A 20,877-nucleotide genomic window follows, 5' to 3' on the forward strand; every position below is an offset into this window, starting at 1 on the left:
GTTTACCATTATTTAAACTTACTTGTTATCTATCCTGCTTTGTAGTGCAAAATAGGCTCTCTTGGATGCTTTTTCCTCTGCTTTTTTCTTGGATGTGGCCCTTGCTTTGGCGAGCATTCTATCTCCTATGGTCAGCTTTACCGCAAAGTGTTTGAGCTCATCCTTTCCAGTGTCCTCGTAAACATTGTAATTAAAGGGTTTCTTTTCTTTTTGGCACCATTCTATCACCAAGCTTTTATAGCTTATTACCTTGCCCTCTAGCTGTTCTATATCGACATAGGGCTCAATTACCCTCTCGTTGATGAATTTTTCGCAGTAATTGTACCCTCTATCCAAATAAATGGCCCCAACTAGTGCCTCGAAAACATTTCCATGTATATTATCCCCAAAATGTGCCTTGGGAATCCTGCTCTCAACATACTTAAGTAGACCGAGGTCCTTTCCCAATTCGTTCAGGTGCTTTCGGCTGACTACCTTGGAGCGCATCTTGGTAAGATAGCCCTCGTCACCTTCGGGCACTTCGTTGTACAGATGTTTTGAAATAATGGTCCCTAACATCGAGTCTCCCAGAAATTCCAATCGCTCGTAGTTCACCGGATTGCCCTCATTGTCCTTTTTGTTCATAGAACGATGCAGGAACGCTGTTTTATAGATTTCCAGACTCTTGGGTTTAAATCCAAGTATTCTTTTCATTCCCAAAAAAAAATCCCCATCCGAGCTTGGATGGGAATTGAATATTTTGGAAGTAAGTTTCATGTTACAAAACTACCCTATTTTTTTGAATAGTACGCAAGCATTGTGTCCGCCAAAGCCAAATGTATTGCTCATGGCAACTTTCACTTCACGTTCCTGAGCCTTGTTCAAGGTCAGGTTAAGGGACGGGTCTATTTGCTCGTCCACCACACTATGATTAATGGTCGGGGGCACTAAATTGTGCTCCATTGCCAAAATTGACGCAATGGCTTCAATAGCTCCGGCCGCGCCCAACAAGTGTCCTGTCATGGACTTGGTGGAGTTGATGTTGATGTCTTTGGCATGGTCTCCGAACACCTTGGAAATAGCTTTAAGCTCGGCCACATCCCCCAGTGGTGTAGAGGTCCCGTGTGTATTGATTGCATCAACGTCCTCAGGTTTTAGGCCTGCATTCATCAAGCAGTTTTCCATCACTTTTATCACTCCGATGCCTTCTGGATGAGGGGCGGTCATATGATAGGCATCACTTGACAATCCTCCTCCTAAAACCTCGGCATATATTTTAGCTCCACGAGCTTTCGCGTGCTCATATTCTTCAAGAATCAAGGCTCCACCTCCTTCTCCGAGCACAAATCCGTCGCGGGTTGCATCGAATGGTCTGGAAGCGGTTTCTGGACTTTCATTTCTGGTAGATAACGCGTGCATGGCATTGAATCCACCCATACCGGCAATGGTAACGGCGGCTTCACTACCTCCGGTCACGATCACATCGCAGTGGCCAAGTCTAATATAGTTCAGTGCATCGATCATGGCATTTGCCGATGATGCACAAGCAGATACCGTAGTATAGTTGGGTCCCATAAATCCATGTTTAATGGAAATATTGCCCGGTGCTATATCTGCGATCATTTTAGGAATAAAGAAGGGATTGAAGCGAGGGGTACCATCTCCCTCGGCATATCCTATTACTTCATTCTGAAAAGTTTCCAGACCACCTATTCCGGCCCCCCATACAACACCTACCCTAAACTTGTCAACAACGTTCAAGTCTATTCCCGAGTCCGCAATGGCTTCGTCGGAAGAGACCAAGGCATATTGGGCGAACCTATCCAACTTTCTTGCCTCTTTTCTATCAAAGAAGTCGTTTGGATCATATCCTTTAAGCTCACAAGCAAACTTTGTCTTAAATTTTTCGGTATCGAAATACGTAATGGGGGCAGAACCGCTCTTACCAGTCCGTAGTCCTTCCCAATAAGCTTCCAAATTGTTACCTATAGGGGTTAACGCTCCCATTCCGGTAACTACAACTCGCTTTAACTGCATTGAACTATTTTTTTTACCCTTTAGACCTAAATTATAAAAAAAATTATCCATGCGATAACCACCACATGGATAATTTATAATCTTTAGCGATATATCATATAATTACTTAGCTTCTTCGATGTAGCTAATGGCCTGACCAACAGTGGCAATGTTCTCTGCTTGGTCATCTGGTATTTGGATATCAAATTCTTTCTCAAACTCCATGATAAGTTCAACAGTGTCCAAGGAATCCGCTCCTAAGTCGTTGGTAAAGCTAGCTTCAGCTACAACTTCATTCTCATCTACACCTAGTTTATCAACGATGATAGCCTTTACTCTTGATGCAATGTCTGACATAATTATTGTGGTTTTAAAAATTTAAATCGTTGGCAAAAATATAAAACTTTGGATTAAATACACTATTTGTCGATAAAATGTGATGCAAAATAAACATCTTAAAATAGTGTACCTTACTTTAGCCGACGTAATTTAGTCCAAAAACCTATCAATTCCTAACGAATGAAACGAATTGTAATCTTCGCATCGGGCAGTGGGTCCAATGCAGAAAATATTATATCATTTTTTCGTGAAAAACCAGAGGTAACCGTTGCTGCAGTGCTTACCAACAAACAAACGGCAACAGTTCTTGACCGCTGCGAAAGGTTGAATGTACCTGCATTTTATTTTAATAAGACCGCCTTTAGGGATTCGGATGCGGTTGTACATCTTTTGCAGGGACTCAACATAGATTTAATTGTACTTGCCGGCTTTCTTTGGAAGATTCCCTCCAACCTCATCGAGGCATTTCCGGATAAAATCATCAATATTCACCCCGCCCTGTTGCCCAAATACGGAGGAAAGGGAATGTACGGGGACAGGGTCCATCAAGCCGTAAAAGAAAACAAGGAATCCGAAACGGGCATCACCATACATTATGTAAACGAAAATTATGATGAGGGAGCCATCATCTTTCAAGCTAAAACCGGTGTTGTTCCTTCGGACGATGCAAGTTCCATTGCCCAAAAAGTGCATCAACTCGAATATGAACATTTCCCGAAAGTGATAGAAAAACTATTGTCCTGATGGCCAAAAAGAAAAAATTTTATGTAGTGTGGCAGGGCAAACACCCTGGAATTTTTGAGTCTTGGAAAGATTGCAAAGCCCAGATTGAGGGATATAAAGGTGCCCAATACAAATCGTTCGCCACATTTGAGGAGGCGAAGAAGGCCTACAATGGGAATTATCAGGACTATAAGGGAAAATCCAAGGGAAAAAGCGAACTTTCCCCGGAAGAACTCCTTAAAATAGGAGATCCCAATTACAATTCCATTGCCGTAGACGCGGCATCCAGTGGAAATCCAGGAAAAATGGAGTATCGCGGTGTGGACACCAAAACCAAAAAGGTGCTTTTTCATCAAGGTCCCTTCGAGCAGGGAACCAGCAATGTTGGCGAGTTTCTTGCACTTGTTCACGGACTTGCATTTTTACAACAGAAAAAGAGCGAGCGTATTTTGTATTCCGATTCCCGTATCGCCATTGGTTGGGTACGGAAGAAAAAATGCGGTACCAAACTGGTGAAGAATGCAAAAAATGCCCAGTTGTTCGAACTTATCGAGCGCGCGGAGAACTGGTTAAAAAAGAACCGTTTCAATACCCCGATCGTAAAGTGGGAGACCAAGGCATGGGGCGAAATCCCTGCCGATTTTGGCAGAAAATAAACCTTTGCACGAACAAAGAAGCCTTTATTTGATAATTGGAACATCCATACCGTATATTTGCACCAAAAATTAGGGAATGGGCAAATTACTGATTGTGGGAACCATGGCTTTTGATGCCATTGAAACACCGTTCGGGAAAACAGGAAAAATATTGGGGGGCGCCGGCACCTTTATCGGTTTGGCAGCTTCGCAATTTAAAATAGATTCCGCGATTGTATCCGTAGTGGGAGATGATTTTCCACAATCTTACATGGATATCTTAAAAAACAAGAACATAGACCTTTCAGGTGTTGAAGTAGTGAAAGGAGGCAAAACCTTCTTTTGGAAAGGAAAGTACCATAACGACCTAAATTCCAGGGATACTTTAGCCACAGAATTGAATACATTGGCGGACTTTAACCCCGTTGTTCCCAAGGATTATACCGATGCCGATATCGTAATGCTCGGTAACCTTCATCCTAATATCCAACTGAGTGTAATTAATCAGATGGAAAAACGACCAAAGCTAATAGTTTTGGATACCATGAACTTTTGGATGGACAACACTTGGGATGAATTGATGACGGTGATTTCAAAAATCGACGTCATTACCATTAATGATGAAGAGGCGAGACAGATGACCAATGAATATTCCTTGGTCAAGGCCGCCGCAAAGATTCAGGAAATGGGCCCCAAATATGTGGTCATCAAAAAGGGCGAGCACGGTGCGCTTTTGTTCCACAAGGACAATATTTTCTTTGCCCCTGCACTGCCCTTGGAGGAGGTTTTTGACCCTACCGGTGCCGGAGACACCTTTGCAGGTGGCTTTGCCGGGTATTTGACCGAGTCGGAAAACATTTCTTTTGAGAGTATGAAAAATGCCATAATCCATGGTTCCAACTTGGCATCGTTCTGTGTGGAAAAATTTGGCACGGATCGGATGGTCGATTTAAAAAAGAGCGAGGTCAAGGCCCGCTTGTTACAATTTAGAGAGTTGACGCAGTTCAATATAGAATTAACATAATGTTTGCCCTGAAAGTTTCGGGGCTTTTTTATTTGTATTGTTATGAGTGATCCCATTAAGCACGAATGCGGAATATCATTGATCCGTTTGCTTAAACCCCTGGAGTACTACAAAGAAAAGTACGGTACGGCTTTTTACGGCGTAAACAAGATGTACCTAATGATGGAGAAGCAGCACAACCGAGGACAAGATGGTGCCGGTTTTGCAAGTATAAAAATGGACATGCAGCCCGGTGAGCGCTACATGAGCCGTGTAAGGTCGGCAGAACAGCAACCCATTCAGGATATTTTTGCCCAGATCAACAACCGTATCAATACGGCATTGACTGAAAACCCGGAACGCGAGAACGATGTTGACTGGCAAAAAAAGAACATACCTTATATTGGCGAACTTTTAATGGGGCATGTTCGCTATGGCACCTTCGGAAAGAACAGCATCGAGAGCGTTCATCCCTTTTTAAGGCAGAACAACTGGATGCACCGTAACCTTATTGTCGCCGGAAACTTCAACATGACCAACGTGGATGAACTCTTCGGCAATTTGGTGGAACTGGGACAGCATCCCAAGGAAAAGGCCGACACGGTTACCGTAATGGAAAAAATCGGTCACTTTTTGGATGATGCCGTAGCCAAGCTTTACAAGCAGATCAAAAAAGAAGGATATACGAAAAGGGAAGCCTCCGCATTGATAGCCGAGCGCTTGAACGTTGCCAAAATTTTGAGAAAAGCTTCAAAAAACTGGGACGGTGGATACGCTATGAGCGGACTTATCGGACACGGTGATGCCTTTGTAATGCGTGACCCTGCCGGTATTCGACCAGCTTATTACTACCAAGATGATGAAGTGGTGGTCGTGGCATCGGAACGTCCGGTGATACAAACCGTGTTCAATGTTAATTTTGATGATGTACACGAACTGGACCCCGGACATGCCGTAATCGTGAAGAAGAGCGGTTCCATGGCCTTAAAGAAAATCTTGGAGCCGACCGAACGCAAAGCCTGTTCATTTGAGCGCATTTATTTCTCAAGAGGCAGTGACAAGGAAATCTATCAGGAAAGAAAAAAACTGGGGAAACTTGTGTTCCCAGAAATATTGAAGTCCATTGACAACGATTTGGAGAACACCGTTTTCTCCTATATCCCCAACACGGCGGAGACATCGTTCTTTGGAATGGTGAAAGAGGCCCAGAATTACCTCAACAAGAAAAAGGAGGAACAAATTTTGGCTCTGGGCTCCAAGATGACCGCAGAGGAACTTCATAAGATATTGAATATTCGTCCCCGTATTGAAAAAGTGGCCATTAAGGATGCCAAACTGCGAACTTTTATCACCCAAGACAGTAGCAGGGACGATTTGGTGACCCACGTTTATGATATTTCGTACGGTTCCGTAAAACCAACGGACAATCTCGTCATTATAGATGATAGTATTGTTCGGGGAACTACCTTAAAACGAAGTATCCTTAAAATTCTGGACAGGTTATCTCCCCAGAAAATAGTTGTAGTCTCCTCTGCTCCACAAATTCGATATCCGGACTGTTACGGGATCGATATGGCCCGATTGGAGGATTTTGTAGCGTTTAGGGCAGCGCTTGCGCTCCATGAAGAGCACGGCACTTCGCATAAAATAAAGGAGATTTATGAAAAGTGTCTCACACAGACCAATCCTTCCAATAAAAATGCGGTGAACTATGTGCAGGAGTTTTATGCCCCGTTCAGTGCTAAACAGATTTCACGTAAAATTGGCGAAATCTTAAGTCCGGAAGGCATCAATGCAGAAGTTGAGATCATATATCAAACTATTGAAGGTTTGCACAGTGCCTGCCCAAAAAACCTTGGGGATTGGTATTTCACTGGAAACTATCCAACCCCGGGCGGCAACAGGGTGGTAAACAAGGCGTTCGTCAACTTTTTCGAGGGTAAAAAGGAAAGAGCCTATTAGGACTTAAACCTGATAAAAGAGCACATTACCGTGCATTTTATCGATGAAACTAGCAGAATAGCGGGTTTTTATACAAACAGAAACCCACAAACCTACTTTAGTACTTGCCATAGCATAAGTAGGTTAAGTTCATGGTAAGATTTGGGGCAAAAAAGGTGGAAGCTATTCCACCTTTTTTATTTTCCGCACTTCCCAAAACGTTCTGGTTTCCCTTTGTTTTCTTGACATTTATCAATAATCGGGCCCTGTTGAACACTTCAACTGATTAAAGGGAGTTTCATCTAAAAGCTTGGGCACAAAAACAACACTTGGCTTACTTTTGGAGAACCATAGCATAAGTAGGTTAAGTTCATGGTAAGATTTGGGGAAAGAAGCCGGAGCATGCTCCGGCTTCTTTATGTTTGACTACCAAGGTTTTATCCATTTTATCGACGAACTGCACGTTTTCTTTTTCTTCCAAAAAGCAAAATATTTTTTAAAACCCTTTGTTATTTTACACAATACCAGTATTTTAGTCTCGCCATAGCATAAGTAGGTTAAGTTTATGGTAAGATTTGGGACGAAAAGGGTGAGGGCTTCCTCACCCTTTTCTATTTTAAAAAATTGAACACAAAAAAAGCCGTGCACTAAGTGCACGGCTTTTTTAATTATTAATCAACTAGTTCTTATTTGCTAGCTGCATAGTTTTCGGAAACTTTGTCCCAATTGATCACATTAAAAAATGCTGAAATGTAATCTGGTCTCAAGTTTTGGTAGTTTAGATAGTAAGCATGTTCCCATACATCCAATCCCAAAATTGGGTAACCACCACAACCTACTCCCGGCATAATGGGGTTGTCTTGGTTTGGAGTAGAGCAAATTTCCAATTTCCCGCCTTTGTGCACGCACAACCAGGCCCAACCTGATCCAAATTGGGTTGCGGCCGCTGAAGAAAATTTCTCTTTAAAAGCGTCAAAAGAACCAAAGGCGGCATCAATTGCAGAAGCCAACTCACCTGATGGTTTTCCACCACCGTTAGGCGACATTACTTCCCAAAAAAGACTGTGGTTGAAAAATCCACCTCCATTGTTTCTAACGGCACTGTTGGACATGTCCAATCCTTTCAAGATCTCAACGATTCCTTTTCCTGCCAAATCGGTTCCTTCAATAGCTCCGTTCAACTTGGTTGTGTAGCCATTGTGGTGCTTGGTATGATGGATTTCCATCGTTCTTGCATCTATATGAGGTTCCAATGCATCGTATGCATACGGTAATTTTGGTAATTCAAAAGCCATAATATTCTGTTTTTTTAGGTTATTAATTCTTTTATGTAAAAATACGATTTTAACATTTATATTCCCCTAAAACCATGTTAACATCAGGCAAGTAATCCTTATTTTGCAGGAAAAAGTCGTTTGGAGGACTCCAATTTTAAAATATTCAGTGCTTCGGCCGGTTCGGGCAAAACCTATTCCCTTGCAAAAGCATATCTCAAATTACTGCTTTCCAACAATTCTGCCGTAAAGTTCAGACAGATTTTGGCCATTACCTTTACCAATAAGGCAGTGGACGAAATGAAGACCCGAATTTTGGACAACCTCTACGCCTTTGGTCAGGATCAGGTTCCCGAAAAGCAAGAGAGCCTGTTCCAATCCCTTTGTGTTGAACTTTCCTTGACCGAAGAGCAATTGCGGCAACGGTCCCAACTCATTTTAAAACGGATTCTCCACAACTATTCCTTTTTTGAGATTTCGACCATTGACAAGTTCAACCATAAGATCATTAAAACATTTGCCCGCGATCTACACCTATCACAAAATTTTGAGGTAGAACTCAATCTCGACCTGTTGCTGGAAGAAGCCGTGGGAAGACTTTTGGAACGTGCGGGCAACGACGAAAAGCTTACCGAAGTCCTGATTGCCTTTTCCCTCGAAAAAATAGATGATGACAAAAGTTGGAACATCACCTACGACCTTATCGAAATAGGTAAACTGCTGTTCCAAGAAAACCATTCCGCACACATAGATCCTTTACGTGATAAATCCATCGGGGATTTTCAAAAGATCCAAGAACGGATTGCATCAGAAGGCAAGTCCATTGAGGAAAAGGTAAAACAATTGGCCCAAACTGTGCTTCAAGAAATAGAGAACCATGGGTTTGATTTCACCGATTTCCCCAGACAAACCTTGCCCAATCATTTTAAAAAAATGGTGGATGGAGAACTCGACCCAAAAAAATTGTACGCTGCCAAAACTTTGGAGCCCAATCTGGTCGAGGGAAAATTGCTGAAGACAAACGACAAAAGAGATGTTACCCAATTGGCCGTGGCCCTTTTGGAAAGTTACCTCATCATAAAAAGACTTGTGTATCGGCACAGTTATCTCCTAAACATGTATGGCAACATTGTGCCCATGACGGTCTTGAACGAAATTGCCAAGGAGATCAAGAACATTGAGCTGGATAGGGACATCATTCCCATTTCCTCCCTAAATGCGATTCTGTCCAGGGAAATCAAGAACCAACCCGTACCGTTCATTTATGAACGGATGGGCGAAAAATACCGCCATTATTTTGTAGACGAGTTCCAGGACACTTCCAAAATGCAATGGGAGAACTTGGTCCCCCTTATCGGCAATGCTTTGGAAAGCGAGGACGAAAAGCACGAACGGGGATCTCTTTTTTTGGTAGGCGATGTAAAACAGGCGATTTATCGTTGGCGGGGGGGGCGAGCGGAGCAATTCCTCAATTTGATCAATAAAAAATCACATCCGTTCGTGGTGGAACCTAGCATATATTCCTTGGACACGAACTGGAGAAGCTATGATGAAATCGTGGACTTCAACAACAGCTTTTTCACCAAAATGGCCCCTGTGCTGGGCAACGAGGATTATCGCAATCTCTTTTTGAACGACTCCCATCAAAAAACAAACAGCAAACCTGGAGGATATATTCAAATGTCCTTTTTGGATGCGGATATGGAAGACAAGGATGATGTTTATTGCGAAGAAACCTTCAAGTCCATCCAACACATTGTTTCGGAAAATCATGCTTATTCGGACATCTGTGTGTTGGTGCGCGACAATAAAAAAGGAATGCTGCTGGCGGACTTTTTGGCACAGCGGAACATCCCCATTATTTCTTCGGATGCACTGTTGTTGGCAAAGAATGAGAAGGTCATTTTTTTGATATCCATCCTCCGAATTTTTGAAAATGCAAAAGATAGAGAGGCTGCATACCATATACTAATGTATCTATCCCCTGATGAAAACGGCAAGCATACCTTCATCAGCAATAATCTTGAGGATATTGAGGCGTTTTTGATGGCCGAGTATAACTTCAACATTACTACATTAAAAGGGGAGCCTGTCCTGAGCATTTTGGAAACCGCCATTGTACAGTTTGAGCTTTATCAAGGTTCTGTGGCACATATTTCGTTTTTGATGGATGAAGTGCTCGATTTGGAAAAAAGAGAGGGACCCAGCGTATACGCTTTCCTTAATTATTGGGAGGTAAAAAAAGAATCCCTGTCCATTGCCGCGCCAGATGGGGTGGATGCCGTAAAGATCATGACGATTCACAAGGCCAAAGGACTTGAATTCCCATTTGTGATCTTCCCTTTTGCCAACGCCATTCTGGACGACAAACGGAAGAAGAAAAAGACCTGGGTGCCCGCTACCAAAGATGATAACGCTTTGGGACTGGAAGAGTTCTTGATCAACAACAATAAGGATATGTTGGAGTACAACGAGGTGGCCCATCAAAAATATGTGACCGAAGAACAAAAAACCTTATTGGATTCCATGAACGTGCTCTACGTGGCCCTCACACGTCCCGTAAAAGGGCTCTATGTCATTACTGAATCCAGCAAAAAAGAGGTCGCCCCCGTTGAAGCAGCTTCATCCTACTCCGACCTTTTTCAATTGTATGTGAAGCAGGCCAATATTCCCGAAAAGGAGAGTGGCGTTTATACGATAGGAACATTTCCGGCCAAAGAAATGGTGGAACCTTCTTCGGAATCGACCGAAAACCACATCCGTTACGTGACCCGATCTAAAGATGATACTGGCTTTACGATTTCCACCAAATCGGGCCGTTTATGGGACGATGAGCGCTTGGAGGCCATCGAAATGGGGAATGTGATTCACTTTGCCTTGAGCCAGATTGAAACAATAAATGATGTTGATGCTGTTTTGGAAACCTTGGAGATAGAGGGACATTTTCCAAAAGAAGCGGCAGGCGACATCAAACAAAAAATAATGGCCGTTGTGAACCATCCGAAGTTGAAAGATTTGTTCTTGGACGACCTTCACGTTTTTAATGAAAGGGAAATCTTGACAACCGATGGGCTTTCGCTTCGTCCGGACAGAATCGTTATCTCTGAAAACGAGGCGACCATCATTGATTACAAAACAGGAAAACCATCCCCCAAGCACAAGGAGCAGATTGCCAACTACGCCGATATTTTAAGAGATATGGACTTTACCATCAAACAATCCATTATTGTTTATATTGACCAAGAAATAGACCCTATTTTTGTATAAAGCTAATTAAAGATATGTACGGAAAAATAAAAGAACATTTGGCCAAAGAATTGAAGGAAATCGAAGAAGCTGGCCTATTTAAAAAAGAACGGATCATTACCTCTCCGCAAGATGCTGTGATAAAAATCTCCACAGGCGAGGAAGTCATCAATTTTTGCGCGAACAATTATTTGGGACTTTCCTCCCATCCAGAGGTGATCCAAGCCGCCAAGGACGCGATGGACACCCACGGTTTTGGAATGTCATCGGTACGCTTTATTTGCGGAACGCAGGACATCCACAAAGAACTGGAACAAAAAATCGCCGATTTCTATGGCACGGAGGATACCATATTATATGCCGCTGCTTTTGATGCCAATGGAGGCGTATTCGAGCCTTTGCTCACCGCGGAGGACGCCATTATCTCCGATTCGTTGAACCATGCGTCGATTATTGATGGGGTACGCCTGTGCAAGGCCATGAGGTACCGCTACACCAATAACGACATGGCCGATTTGGAAGAAAAGCTGAAACAAAGTAATGCCGATGGTGCCCGTTTTAAAATCATCGTGACCGATGGGGTGTTCTCCATGGACGGTTTGTTGGCCCCGTTGGACAAGATATGTGACCTAGCGGAAAAATATGACGCCATGGTGATGATAGATGAATGCCACGCCGCAGGATTTATAGGGGAAACAGGTCGCGGTACCTTGGAAGAAAAAGGTGTTTTGGACCGAATCGACATTATCACTGGGACTCTGGGCAAGGCCTTGGGCGGTGCCATGGGCGGTTATACCACGGGCAAAAAAGAAATCATCGAGATGCTGCGCCAGCGCTCCAGGCCCTATCTGTTCTCCAATTCCCTGGCTCCCGCCATTGTTGGGGCATCCATCAAGGTTTTTGAGATGTTGGATACCGACACTACACTAAGAGATAAGCTCCAAAGCAACACGGAATACTTCAAAAAGGGAATGAAAGAAGCTGGATTCGATATTATTGACGGCGATTCGGCGATTGTTCCGGTAATGTTGTACGATGCCAAACTTTCCCAAGACATGGCCGATATGCTATTAAAAGAGGGCATCTATGTAATCGGCTTCTTTTATCCCGTTGTCCCCAAAGACAAGGCCAGGATAAGGGTACAGCTCTCCGCAGCCCATGAAAAAGAGCATTTGGACCATGCAATTAATGCTTTTATTAAGGTAGGAAAGTCGTTAAAGGTTATCTAAATTCGACGAAATGCAACAATTCTGACAGCAAATGAGTCAAAAAAAAAGAAATTTAGATTTTGTTAATAAGTCTTAACAACTTACATTTGCTGCTGATAAACACTTAAACTTAAAATTTTGAGCATGAAACATCTTAGCAAATTATTGGTTGTTGCTCTTGTATTTGTAGGGATCAACAGCATACAAGCGCAAGACGAAAATAATCCCTGGCAAGTTAGCATTGGGGTGAATGCGATAGACACTTATCCTACTAACGACGAGAACAATCCTTTTTCCAGTACAACATTGTTCGATGAGTACTTTAATGTATCCGATCACTGGAACATTTTGCCTTCCGTTTCTTATGTAGCCGTTTCCAAGTATGTTGGTGATGGTTTCTCTGTTGGAGCAAGAGGTTCCTTGAACAGAATCGAAAAATTGGGAGATTTTGAAGTTGATGATCTATCTCACTATGCTATAGATGGTACTATTAAGTACAACTTCCTAAAAAACACTACCATCGATCCTTTCGTAGAAGTAGGTGGTGGTTATACTTGGGTTGACGAGATTGGTGCAGGTACCGTAAATGGTGGTGTTGGTGTTAACTTTTGGTTTTCTGATAACCTAGGTTTGACACTTCAAACACAATACAAGCACGCTTTCGAAGATTACTTGGTTAAGCATTTCCAACACTTGGCTGGTATCAGCATCAAATTTGGTGGAACTGATACAGACGGTGATGGTATCTACGACAAAGACGATGCTTGTCCAGAAGTTGCTGGTCTAGCTGCTTTCAACGGATGTCCTGATTCTGACGGTGACGGTATCGAAGATTCTAAAGATGCTTGTCCTAACGAGGCTGGTTCTAAAGAAATGAACGGATGTCCTGATTCTGATGGTGACGGTGTTGCCGATAAAGATGATGCTTGTCCTAACGAAGCTGGTCTTCCTGCTCTAGCTGGTTGTCCTGATGCTGACGGTGACGGTGTTGCCGATAAAGATGACGAGTGTCCTAACGAAGCTGGTCCTGCTGCAAACAACGGATGCCCTTGGCCTGATACTGATGGCGATGGTGTTCTTGACAAAGACGACCAATGTCCAGAAGTTGCTGGTACAGTAGCTAACAAAGGATGTCCAGAAGTAACTGAAGAAGTTCAAAAACAATTGAACGACTACGCTAGAACTATCTTGTTCGATACTGGTAAATCTTCTATCAAAGCAGAATCTACTTCTGTAATGGTTGACATTATCCAAATCTTGAACGAATACCCAACTGCTAAATTTACAGTTGAAGGTCACACTGATAGTGTAGGTAGCGACAAATTGAACCAGAAACTTTCTGAAGAAAGAGCTAACTCTGTTAGAGATTTCTTGATCGACAAAGGAATCGATTCTTCCAGATTGAGTGCAATTGGTTACGGTGAAGAAAAACCAATCGCTACTAACAATACAAGAGCTGGTAGAGCACAAAACAGACGAGTTGAAATCAACTTGGTAAAATAATTAGAAACAAAGTTTTCTAGAAAAAGGCTCCGCAAATGCGGGGCCTTTTTTATTTTTAATCCATGCATCATACTTTCCTCGAATATGTACTGGATGACCTCTACAATAAACAGTTGGATATAACCAATTGTATTTATGTACTCCCCAGTAAAAGGTCGGGAACCTTCTTAAAAAAACATATCTCCAAAAGACTGGAGAAGAATATATTCAGTCCGCAGGTATTATCCATTCAGGAGTTTATAGGAAACCTCTCCGATTTAAACCAGGCATCAAATATTGATTTGTTGCTCCTTCTTTTTAGGGTATACAAACAATCTCAAATTGACGAATCGGATGACTTTGCCTCTTTCATCAATTGGGGACAAACCTTATTACAGGACTTTAACGAAATCGATGGCTATCTTATTCCTGCCTCGGATATTCTGAATTATCTCTCCGCCATCAAAGAAATCAACCATTGGTCTGCCCGTAAAGAGAAAACAGAACTGGTCGAGAATTATTTACAGCTCTGGAAGAATCTTGAAACCATCTACAACAATTTTTATGAAGCCCTGCTTGAACAAAAAAAAGGCTACCAAGGATTGATTCAACGAGAAGCCGTTAAGGCGATTCAACATGCCCATTCTAAAGAAACTCGCAAAAATCCCATTGTATTTGTAGGTTTTAATGCCTTGAATGCAGCTGAGTCGACCATTATTCAGTATTATCTGGAACAAGGCAACTCACATATTTATTGGGATATCGATTCCTATTTTTTGAACGACCCCATTCACGATGCCGGCTTGTTTGTCAGGGATTACCAATACAATTGGCCATATTACAGGCACGGCCATAAAATAGAGCCACAGAACAATTTTCTTCAAGATAAAAACATAAGAATCACTGGTGTTCCCAAAAGCATCTCACAAACAAAGTATGTCGGTCAACTGCTACAGGAAATCGGAAACAAAGAATCCATTAATCTCTCCAGAACGGCCTTGGTATTGGCGGATGAAACTTTACTCAACCCAATGCTCAATGCAGTACCTAGCAGCATCCCAGAAGTCAACATAACCATGGGGATGCCATTGAACAAAACTGTGCTCTATTCCTTTTTTGTAAATTTTTTAGAGCTACACCTCAACGTTTCTGAACGGGGATGGTTCTTTAAACGTGTCTTGGAACTCATCTCCAATCCCTACACTTTAACACTGTCCTCGGAAAAGCAAGGGAACTTCGCGCAACGATTGTCCAAGGACATCAAAGAGAACAACCTACTCTACATCAACACGGAAACACTCGAAAAATATCCGAAGGCAAAGGAGTTGTTAGCTATCATTTTTCCGGAGGAAACACTATCGCCAATGCGTTGGATAAACAACTGTCTGATGCTCATAGATCGTTTGAAGAATATCTACCAACAAGAAAAAAATGCACTGGAGCTGGAATATCTGTATCGCTTCTATGCGCTTTTCAACCAATTGGGACAATATTTGGACAAGGTGGATTTTATGGGAGAGCTCAAATCCATCAAAAACCTGTTCAAACAATTGGCCAGCATGGAAACCTTGGATTTTATCGGACAACCGTTGACGGGCTTTCAAATTATGGGAATGTTGGAGAGCCGAAACCTAGATTTTGAAACGGTCATCATTACTTCCGTGAACGAGGGCATCCTTCCTTCGGGAAAATCGAACAATTCCTTTATTCCCTTTGATGTAAAACAGGATTACGGACTTCCCACCTACAAAGAAAAGGATGCCATTTATGTGTACCACTTTTACCGATTGATTCAACGCGCGAAGAACATATACATCACCTACAACACAGAACCTGATGTGCTTGAAGGTGGAGAAAAAAGCCGACTGATAACCCAATTACTGACGGATAAAAATCTAAAAAACCACATTACGCATACCATTGCAACCCCAAAAATTTCCATTGATCCGAAACCACTGATACAAATCGAAAAGGATGACAAGTTTATGGAGGACTTGAAGGCATTTGCCCAAAATGGCTTTTCCCCTACCTCATTGACCAATTACATCAGAAACCCTATTGATTTTTATACCAGAAATATTCTTAAGATCAATGATTTGGAAGAAGTAGAGGAAAATATTGCGGCCAATACCTTTGGGACCATCATTCACGATAGCTTGGAGCAGCTCTACACCCCGCTAATTAATCAGGAATTAACGGAGGCAAGCATCAAGAAACTAAAAACACAAGTGCAAGGGGTAGTACTGCATCATTTCGAAAAGAACCTTTCCGGGGTGGATGTTTCCAAAGGAAAATTTCTTTTGGTGTACAATGTCATCTTAAAATATCTGAACAACTTTTTGGACGATGAGCTAGAACAGCTCAAACACCATGAAATCAAAATATTGGCACTCGAGGAACGCTACGAAGAATTTATTTCGGTTCCTGGGCTTGATTTTCCCATCAAAATAAAAGGAACTTTAGACCGTGTGGATGAATTTGACGGTACCGTTCGCATTATTGACTACAAAACGGGCAAGGTAGAGGCAAAAAACGTAAAAATTACGGACTGGGAAACATTGATTGCCGATTATGATAAAAGCAAGGCGTTCCAATTGCTCTGTTATGCCTACCTATATTCCAAAAAATACCGTATAAGCGATGTCCAGGCGGGAATTATCTCATTTAAGCATCTGGGCAAAGGATTGTTCCCATTTTCAGAGGACAAGGATACCCGAATACATTCGGATACCCTTGCCACCTTTGAAAATTATCTGTTCCAATTGATACGTGAAATCTGCAATGTTTCAGTTCCACTTACCGAAAAAATTGATTGATTACTTTAAATCGGGACGTGTAGGACGTACTTCTATTTTACTCGGTAAGGTACGTGGGTGCATCGTCAACAAATCCACCACAAGCTTCCCGATGTCCTCCGGTTGAATCTTCCAGGCATCTTTTTCCGATGGTTCGTGGTCGTTAAAATGGCTTGCCACCGAACCGGGCATAATCGTGGTTACTTTAATGTTGTACTGTCTCAAGTCCAGCATCGCGGCCTGCGTAAATCCGACCACCCCAAATTTTGTGGCATTGTAACCCGCTGCCGTGGCGAAGAAATTGGTCCCTGCCAAACTCGCCAAGGTCATGTAGTAGCCTTCAGATTTTTTCAGGGCATCAACGGATGCTTTTAGTGTATGGTACACCCCATTGAGGTTGGTATTGATCATCTGGTGCCATTTCTCGTCTTCCAGTTCATCGATTGGGGCAAAATGTCCCACGCCTGCATTGGCCATCACCACGTCCAATTGTCCCCATTTGTCAAGAATCGCGGCCACAGCCTTTTTCTCATCGTCCAATTTTGATACGTCAGATGCCAACCCCAATACCTTATCTGGTTTGTTTAAGCTCTTTACAGCTTCATCGGCGCTTTCTTGGCTGCGTCCGCTAATGGCGACCTTCATGCCCTGCTCCAATAAGCTTTCGGCGATACCATATCCGATACCTTTGGTTCCTCCTGTGATGTATGCTACTTTTCCTTCTAATTTCATGTTGATTTTGTTTTGTAGTAAAGTTCAAAAAAGCACAGGGCAAATACAAAAAAAAGCTATTAAAAGGATGGTAAAGTTTGATGCGATAAAGAGGAAGGGACAAAATCGTGATGTAAAATATGGTACATTTACCGCTGGTGAAACGATTTATAGATAATCCATGATGAAAAACAGGTTGATGATTTTGCTGGTGCTTTGTCTAAACCAAGTAATCGCACAAAATCAAGGCGAGATTACGCAATTCAACAGTGCTCTGAACAAATTCCTGAACGTTCGGGATTTCTGTATCTCAGAAAACGGTAACGAGGCATTTTTCACCATTCAGAGCCCATTACAGGATATTTCCCAAATCGCATATATCAAAAAAGAGGGTGGCGAATGGACAGGGCCCCAGCTCATGCCCTTTTCTGCTTCGTACATGGACCTGGAACCCTTTTTGTCCCATGATGGAAAACGATTGTTCTTTGTTTCCGACAGGACCTTGGATGATTCCTCTAAGCAGAAAAAAGATTTTGATATTTGGTATGTGGAACGAAGCGGTCCCGAAAAAGATTGGTCAAGTCCTAAAAACATCGGTGCTCCCGTTAATTCTGACCTTAATGAGTTCTATCCTTCAATAAGCAAAAACAACAATATGTACTTTACCTTGGAGTCGCCCAACGGACTGGGAAAGGACGATATTTACATTTCCCGCTGGGAAAATGGTTCATATTCGACCCCGCAATTATTGGATGCAAACATCAATAGTTCCGGATATGAGTTCAATGCCTTTGTCTCCAAGAATGAGGATTTTATTCTTTTTTCAAGATATAACGAAGCCGATGGTATAGGAAGTGGCGACCTCTATATTTCCCTGAAGAATGACAAGGGCAGCTGGGAAAAGGCAAAAAACATTGGAACTCCCATCAATACAAAATATATGGAGTATTGTCCGTTCTACCACGAGACCAACCAAACACTCTATTTTACCAGCCGACGGAACAATTTATCCCCCAAGAAGTTTGATTCTGTGTCGGATTTCCAAGAATACATCTACGAAAACAATAATGGGCTGAGCAAAATTTATATGGCCCAATTGAAAATCAACTGACGTAAATAAAGGATAGAAGTATCAATAGCCATATAGAAAACCATATCGTTCCTGATATTCCCGAACCCCAGCGGCTACAAGAATATGGCGTGGGGATATTTAAAGCCATTCCAACCAAATCAGCCCTTAAAAAAGCCCTCAAGAAAAAGTATGTTTCCGTTAATGGAGCCATTGCCACCTCGGCAACCTTTATTTATGGTGGAGAAGAAATAACGCTTGCCATTCCAAAGGAAAAAATGTTGAAAAAGCGGTTCAACTTTCCACTAAAAGTATTGTTCGAGGACAAGTATCTGGCTGCGATTCATAAACCTGCGGGCGTCGAAGTAAGCGGCAATAAGTTCAAGACCATTGCCAATGCATTGCCGCAAAACTTGAGGCCCAGTCCTATGTCCGATGCCACGACACCGCAACCCATACACCGATTGGATTTTGCCACTACGGGTATTGTTTTGGTAGGAAAAACAAACAGTGGCATCCGCGTTTTGAACAAAATGTTCGAGGACAAACTAATATCCAAAACCTATTACGCAGTTGCCATTGGTGATATGGAGCCAAGTGGAACCATCTCTTCGGAAATAGACGGGAAAGCGTCCCGATCAGATTTTGAAGTTATAAAATCTGTGCCTTCGGAACGTTTCGGCACCCTGAATTTGGTGAAATTACACCCTAAAACAGGCAGAAGACACCAATTGCGGAAACATTTGTACAGTTTGGGGAATCCCATCCTCGGAGATAAAGAATATTGCCTAGAAGGCTTAATTTTAAAAGGGAAGGGTTTGTACCTCCACGCTCACGCCTTGGAGTTTGAGCATCCCTTTACCAACAAAATTATCCACATTACTGATGAGCTTCCGGAGAAGTTTAGGAAGTTATTCGGTTATGATACACGATAAAAAAAGCACCCCATTCGAGGTGCTTTTACTATTTTGGTGGAGAATACCGGATTCGAACCGGTGGCCTCTTGCCTGCCAGGCAAGCGCTCTAGCCAACTGAGCTAATCCCCCAAAGAGAGCGCAAAGGAAATACTTTTTTCCCAAAGTATCAAAAATTGCGCCCTTTCCTTAATCTTTTTTAACGCTGAGTACCAATACGGGAATCTTTACAAAGAATTCCGATTTCTGGATTGTGTTCTTTTCCCATAGTTTTTTAAAGAATCCACGCTTTCTGCGGAACACGCACAACATGTCCGGATGCTCTTTTTGGAAATACTCCGTTACTCCCAAATAGGTGGTGCCGTTTTCTGTAATGGTCAATTGTGAGCTCAAGTCCATCAAAGCGGTGTTGACCTTAAGGTCTTCCTCGGTATATCCCGGTCTTTTAACCAATAACAAGCTCACTTCAGATCTAAACTTGTTCTTGATAATGATCAAAGGGTTCAAAATACTGCTTCGCTTCAAAATGCCCGACCCAAAAGCGGTCAATATCTTTTTTGCAGGTTTAAAAGCAGTTCCTTTGGGCACGATCAAGGTTGGAATTTCAGTCTGTTTTATTATTCTACCGGAGGTGTTCCCCAAGTAAAGTTCCTCCTGTATATCGTTACTTTTTGGAGCTATAATGATCAAGTCAATACCAAGTTCTTTATTGATGCTCTTTAATCCATCGATGATGTCACCATTGTAAGTGGCCAATTTTATTTCGACCCCTTTCGTGTCTACCTGATCAATAACTTCCTTTAAATGTTCCTTACTGCTTTTGGCTACCTTTTCTTCCACATTGGCCAGACTTCCTACGGCTGTGGTTACATTAAATACGTCCATTACATAGATTTGAGCCCCAAAATTGGAGGCAAAATCAACGGCGTATTGCAATGTTTGATGAGAATCTGGAGAAGTTCCAATAGGTACAAGTATATTGTTCATGGTTTGGTGATTACGATTAAACCTTAAATTTACAATTAAATTGAAACGAATCAATGATAAGACGCGCAAAGATATCCGAAATCCCCGATATCTTGACCATCACCCAAGCTTGCGGCAAAAAAATGCAGGAGAACGGCATTTATCAGTGGAACGAGCATTATCCTTCCGCAGCAGCCTTCATCAAGGATATTGAACGTGAAGAACTTTTCGTCATAGAGGAGAACAAGACTATCCAAGGAACCATCGTCATATCCACATTGATGGACGAAGAGTACAAACCCATCCAATGGCTGACCGCCAACGGTAACAGCACCTATATCCACCGACTTTCCGTTCATCCAGACCTTCAAGGAAAGGGCTTGGCCCAAGAAATGATGGGTTTTGCAGAAAATTATTCCAGGAAAAATAATTTCGCTTCGGTGCGGCTGGATACTTTTTCACAGAATAAAAGAAACCAGCGTTTTTACGAACAAAGAGGGTATCAAAAACTTGGTGATATCTATTTCCCCAAACAAAGCCGGCATCCTTTTCATTGTTATGAATTAGTGCTGTAAC

At 42.3% G+C, this 20,877-nt stretch carries 17 protein-coding genes and 1 tRNA gene; 11 read left to right on the top strand and 7 right to left on the bottom strand.

Annotated elements, in window-relative coordinates:
- Positions 1 to 18 precede the first annotated feature (18 nt).
- The 3 genes from rnc to J0656_RS01275 form a co-directional block, all read right to left on the bottom strand.
- The gene (gene rnc / locus J0656_RS01265) at positions 19 to 756 is read right to left on the bottom strand and encodes a ribonuclease III (RefSeq protein WP_207030929.1); all 738 of its coding nucleotides are present in this window, start codon (positions 754 to 756) and stop codon (positions 19 to 21) included.
- A 9-nt stretch (positions 757 to 765) separates the two neighbouring features.
- Entirely contained in the window at positions 766 to 2,016 is a 1,251-nt protein-coding gene (gene fabF / locus J0656_RS01270; RefSeq protein WP_207030931.1) for a beta-ketoacyl-ACP synthase II, read from the bottom strand.
- 102 nt (positions 2,017 to 2,118) lie between these two features.
- A complete protein-coding gene (locus J0656_RS01275) occupies positions 2,119 to 2,352 on the bottom strand; it encodes an acyl carrier protein (protein WP_009778413.1) in 234 nt (77 codons plus the stop codon).
- Between the two features lie 162 nt (positions 2,353 to 2,514).
- Here J0656_RS01275 and purN point away from each other — a divergent pair, with 162 nt between their 5' ends.
- The 4 genes from purN to J0656_RS01295 all read left to right on the top strand — a co-directional run bounded on the left by purN (position 2,515) and on the right by J0656_RS01295 (position 6,657).
- The gene (gene purN, locus J0656_RS01280) at positions 2,515 to 3,078 is read left to right on the top strand and encodes a phosphoribosylglycinamide formyltransferase (protein ID WP_207030933.1); all 564 of its coding nucleotides are present in this window, start codon (positions 2,515 to 2,517) and stop codon (positions 3,076 to 3,078) included.
- Positions 3,078 to 3,713: a ribonuclease H1 domain-containing protein gene (locus tag J0656_RS01285; RefSeq protein WP_207030935.1), complete on the top strand. Its 636-nt coding sequence runs from the start codon at positions 3,078 to 3,080 to the stop codon at positions 3,711 to 3,713. The genes purN and J0656_RS01285 overlap by 1 nt, the downstream gene beginning before the upstream one ends.
- Before the next feature lie 76 nt (positions 3,714 to 3,789).
- The gene (locus tag J0656_RS01290) at positions 3,790 to 4,716 is read left to right on the top strand and encodes a PfkB family carbohydrate kinase (RefSeq protein WP_207030937.1); all 927 of its coding nucleotides are present in this window, start codon (positions 3,790 to 3,792) and stop codon (positions 4,714 to 4,716) included.
- A gap of 42 nt (positions 4,717 to 4,758) precedes the next feature.
- Positions 4,759 to 6,657 (top strand): amidophosphoribosyltransferase, encoded by a 1,899-nt coding sequence (locus J0656_RS01295; protein ID WP_207030939.1) that lies wholly within the window; start codon positions 4,759 to 4,761, stop codon positions 6,655 to 6,657.
- Between the two features lie 665 nt (positions 6,658 to 7,322).
- On the opposite strand, the gene J0656_RS01300 is transcribed toward J0656_RS01295, so the two are convergent.
- Positions 7,323 to 7,931 (bottom strand): superoxide dismutase, encoded by a 609-nt coding sequence (locus J0656_RS01300; RefSeq protein WP_225605569.1) that lies wholly within the window; start codon positions 7,929 to 7,931, stop codon positions 7,323 to 7,325.
- A gap of 120 nt (positions 7,932 to 8,051) precedes the next feature.
- Here J0656_RS01300 and J0656_RS01305 point away from each other — a divergent pair, with 120 nt between their 5' ends.
- The 4 genes from J0656_RS01305 (at position 8,052) to J0656_RS01320 (ending at position 16,662) form a co-directional block, all read left to right on the top strand.
- On the top strand, positions 8,052 to 11,177 hold the full coding sequence (locus tag J0656_RS01305) for a UvrD-helicase domain-containing protein (protein ID WP_207030941.1): 3,126 nt from the start codon (positions 8,052 to 8,054) through the stop codon (positions 11,175 to 11,177).
- Positions 11,178 to 11,191: 14 nt separating this feature from the next.
- Positions 11,192 to 12,385 (top strand): glycine C-acetyltransferase, encoded by a 1,194-nt coding sequence (kbl, locus tag J0656_RS01310; protein ID WP_207030944.1) that lies wholly within the window; start codon positions 11,192 to 11,194, stop codon positions 12,383 to 12,385.
- Between the two features lie 123 nt (positions 12,386 to 12,508).
- Positions 12,509 to 13,867 carry an OmpA family protein gene (locus J0656_RS01315; protein WP_207030945.1) on the top strand — a complete coding sequence of 453 codons (1,359 nt, stop codon included), beginning with the start codon at positions 12,509 to 12,511 and terminating at the stop codon, positions 13,865 to 13,867.
- A gap of 62 nt (positions 13,868 to 13,929) precedes the next feature.
- Positions 13,930 to 16,662, top strand: a complete 2,733-nt coding sequence (locus J0656_RS01320; protein WP_207030947.1) for a PD-(D/E)XK nuclease family protein — start codon at positions 13,930 to 13,932, stop codon at positions 16,660 to 16,662.
- On the opposite strand, the gene J0656_RS01325 is transcribed toward J0656_RS01320, so the two are convergent.
- Positions 16,663 to 17,373, bottom strand: a complete 711-nt coding sequence (locus J0656_RS01325) for an SDR family oxidoreductase (RefSeq protein WP_207030949.1) — start codon at positions 17,371 to 17,373, stop codon at positions 16,663 to 16,665. It abuts the gene before it with no gap.
- Positions 17,374 to 17,533: 160 nt separating this feature from the next.
- Between J0656_RS01325 and J0656_RS01330 the strand changes: the two genes are divergently transcribed.
- Together J0656_RS01330 and J0656_RS01335 are read left to right on the top strand one after the other, a co-directional pair.
- The gene (locus J0656_RS01330) at positions 17,534 to 18,463 is read left to right on the top strand and encodes a TolB family protein (RefSeq protein WP_207030950.1); all 930 of its coding nucleotides are present in this window, start codon (positions 17,534 to 17,536) and stop codon (positions 18,461 to 18,463) included.
- Between the two features lie 89 nt (positions 18,464 to 18,552).
- Positions 18,553 to 19,356, top strand: a complete 804-nt coding sequence (locus tag J0656_RS01335) for an RluA family pseudouridine synthase (protein ID WP_313790170.1) — start codon at positions 18,553 to 18,555, stop codon at positions 19,354 to 19,356.
- Between the two features lie 34 nt (positions 19,357 to 19,390).
- On the opposite strand, the gene J0656_RS01340 is transcribed toward J0656_RS01335, so the two are convergent.
- Positions 19,391 to 19,467, bottom strand: a tRNA-Ala gene (locus J0656_RS01340).
- 57 nt (positions 19,468 to 19,524) lie between these two features.
- Positions 19,525 to 20,322 carry a universal stress protein gene (locus J0656_RS01345; RefSeq protein WP_207030951.1) on the bottom strand — a complete coding sequence of 266 codons (798 nt, stop codon included), beginning with the start codon at positions 20,320 to 20,322 and terminating at the stop codon, positions 19,525 to 19,527.
- Positions 20,323 to 20,375: 53 nt separating this feature from the next.
- Here J0656_RS01345 and J0656_RS01350 point away from each other — a divergent pair, with 53 nt between their 5' ends.
- Entirely contained in the window at positions 20,376 to 20,876 is a 501-nt protein-coding gene (locus J0656_RS01350) for a GNAT family N-acetyltransferase (protein ID WP_207030952.1), read from the top strand.
- Position 20,877 lies beyond the last annotated feature (1 nt).

The sequence above is a fragment of the Flagellimonas aurea genome (genome assembly GCF_017313785.1).
GTDB lineage: Bacteria > Bacteroidota > Bacteroidia > Flavobacteriales > Flavobacteriaceae > Flagellimonas > Flagellimonas aurea.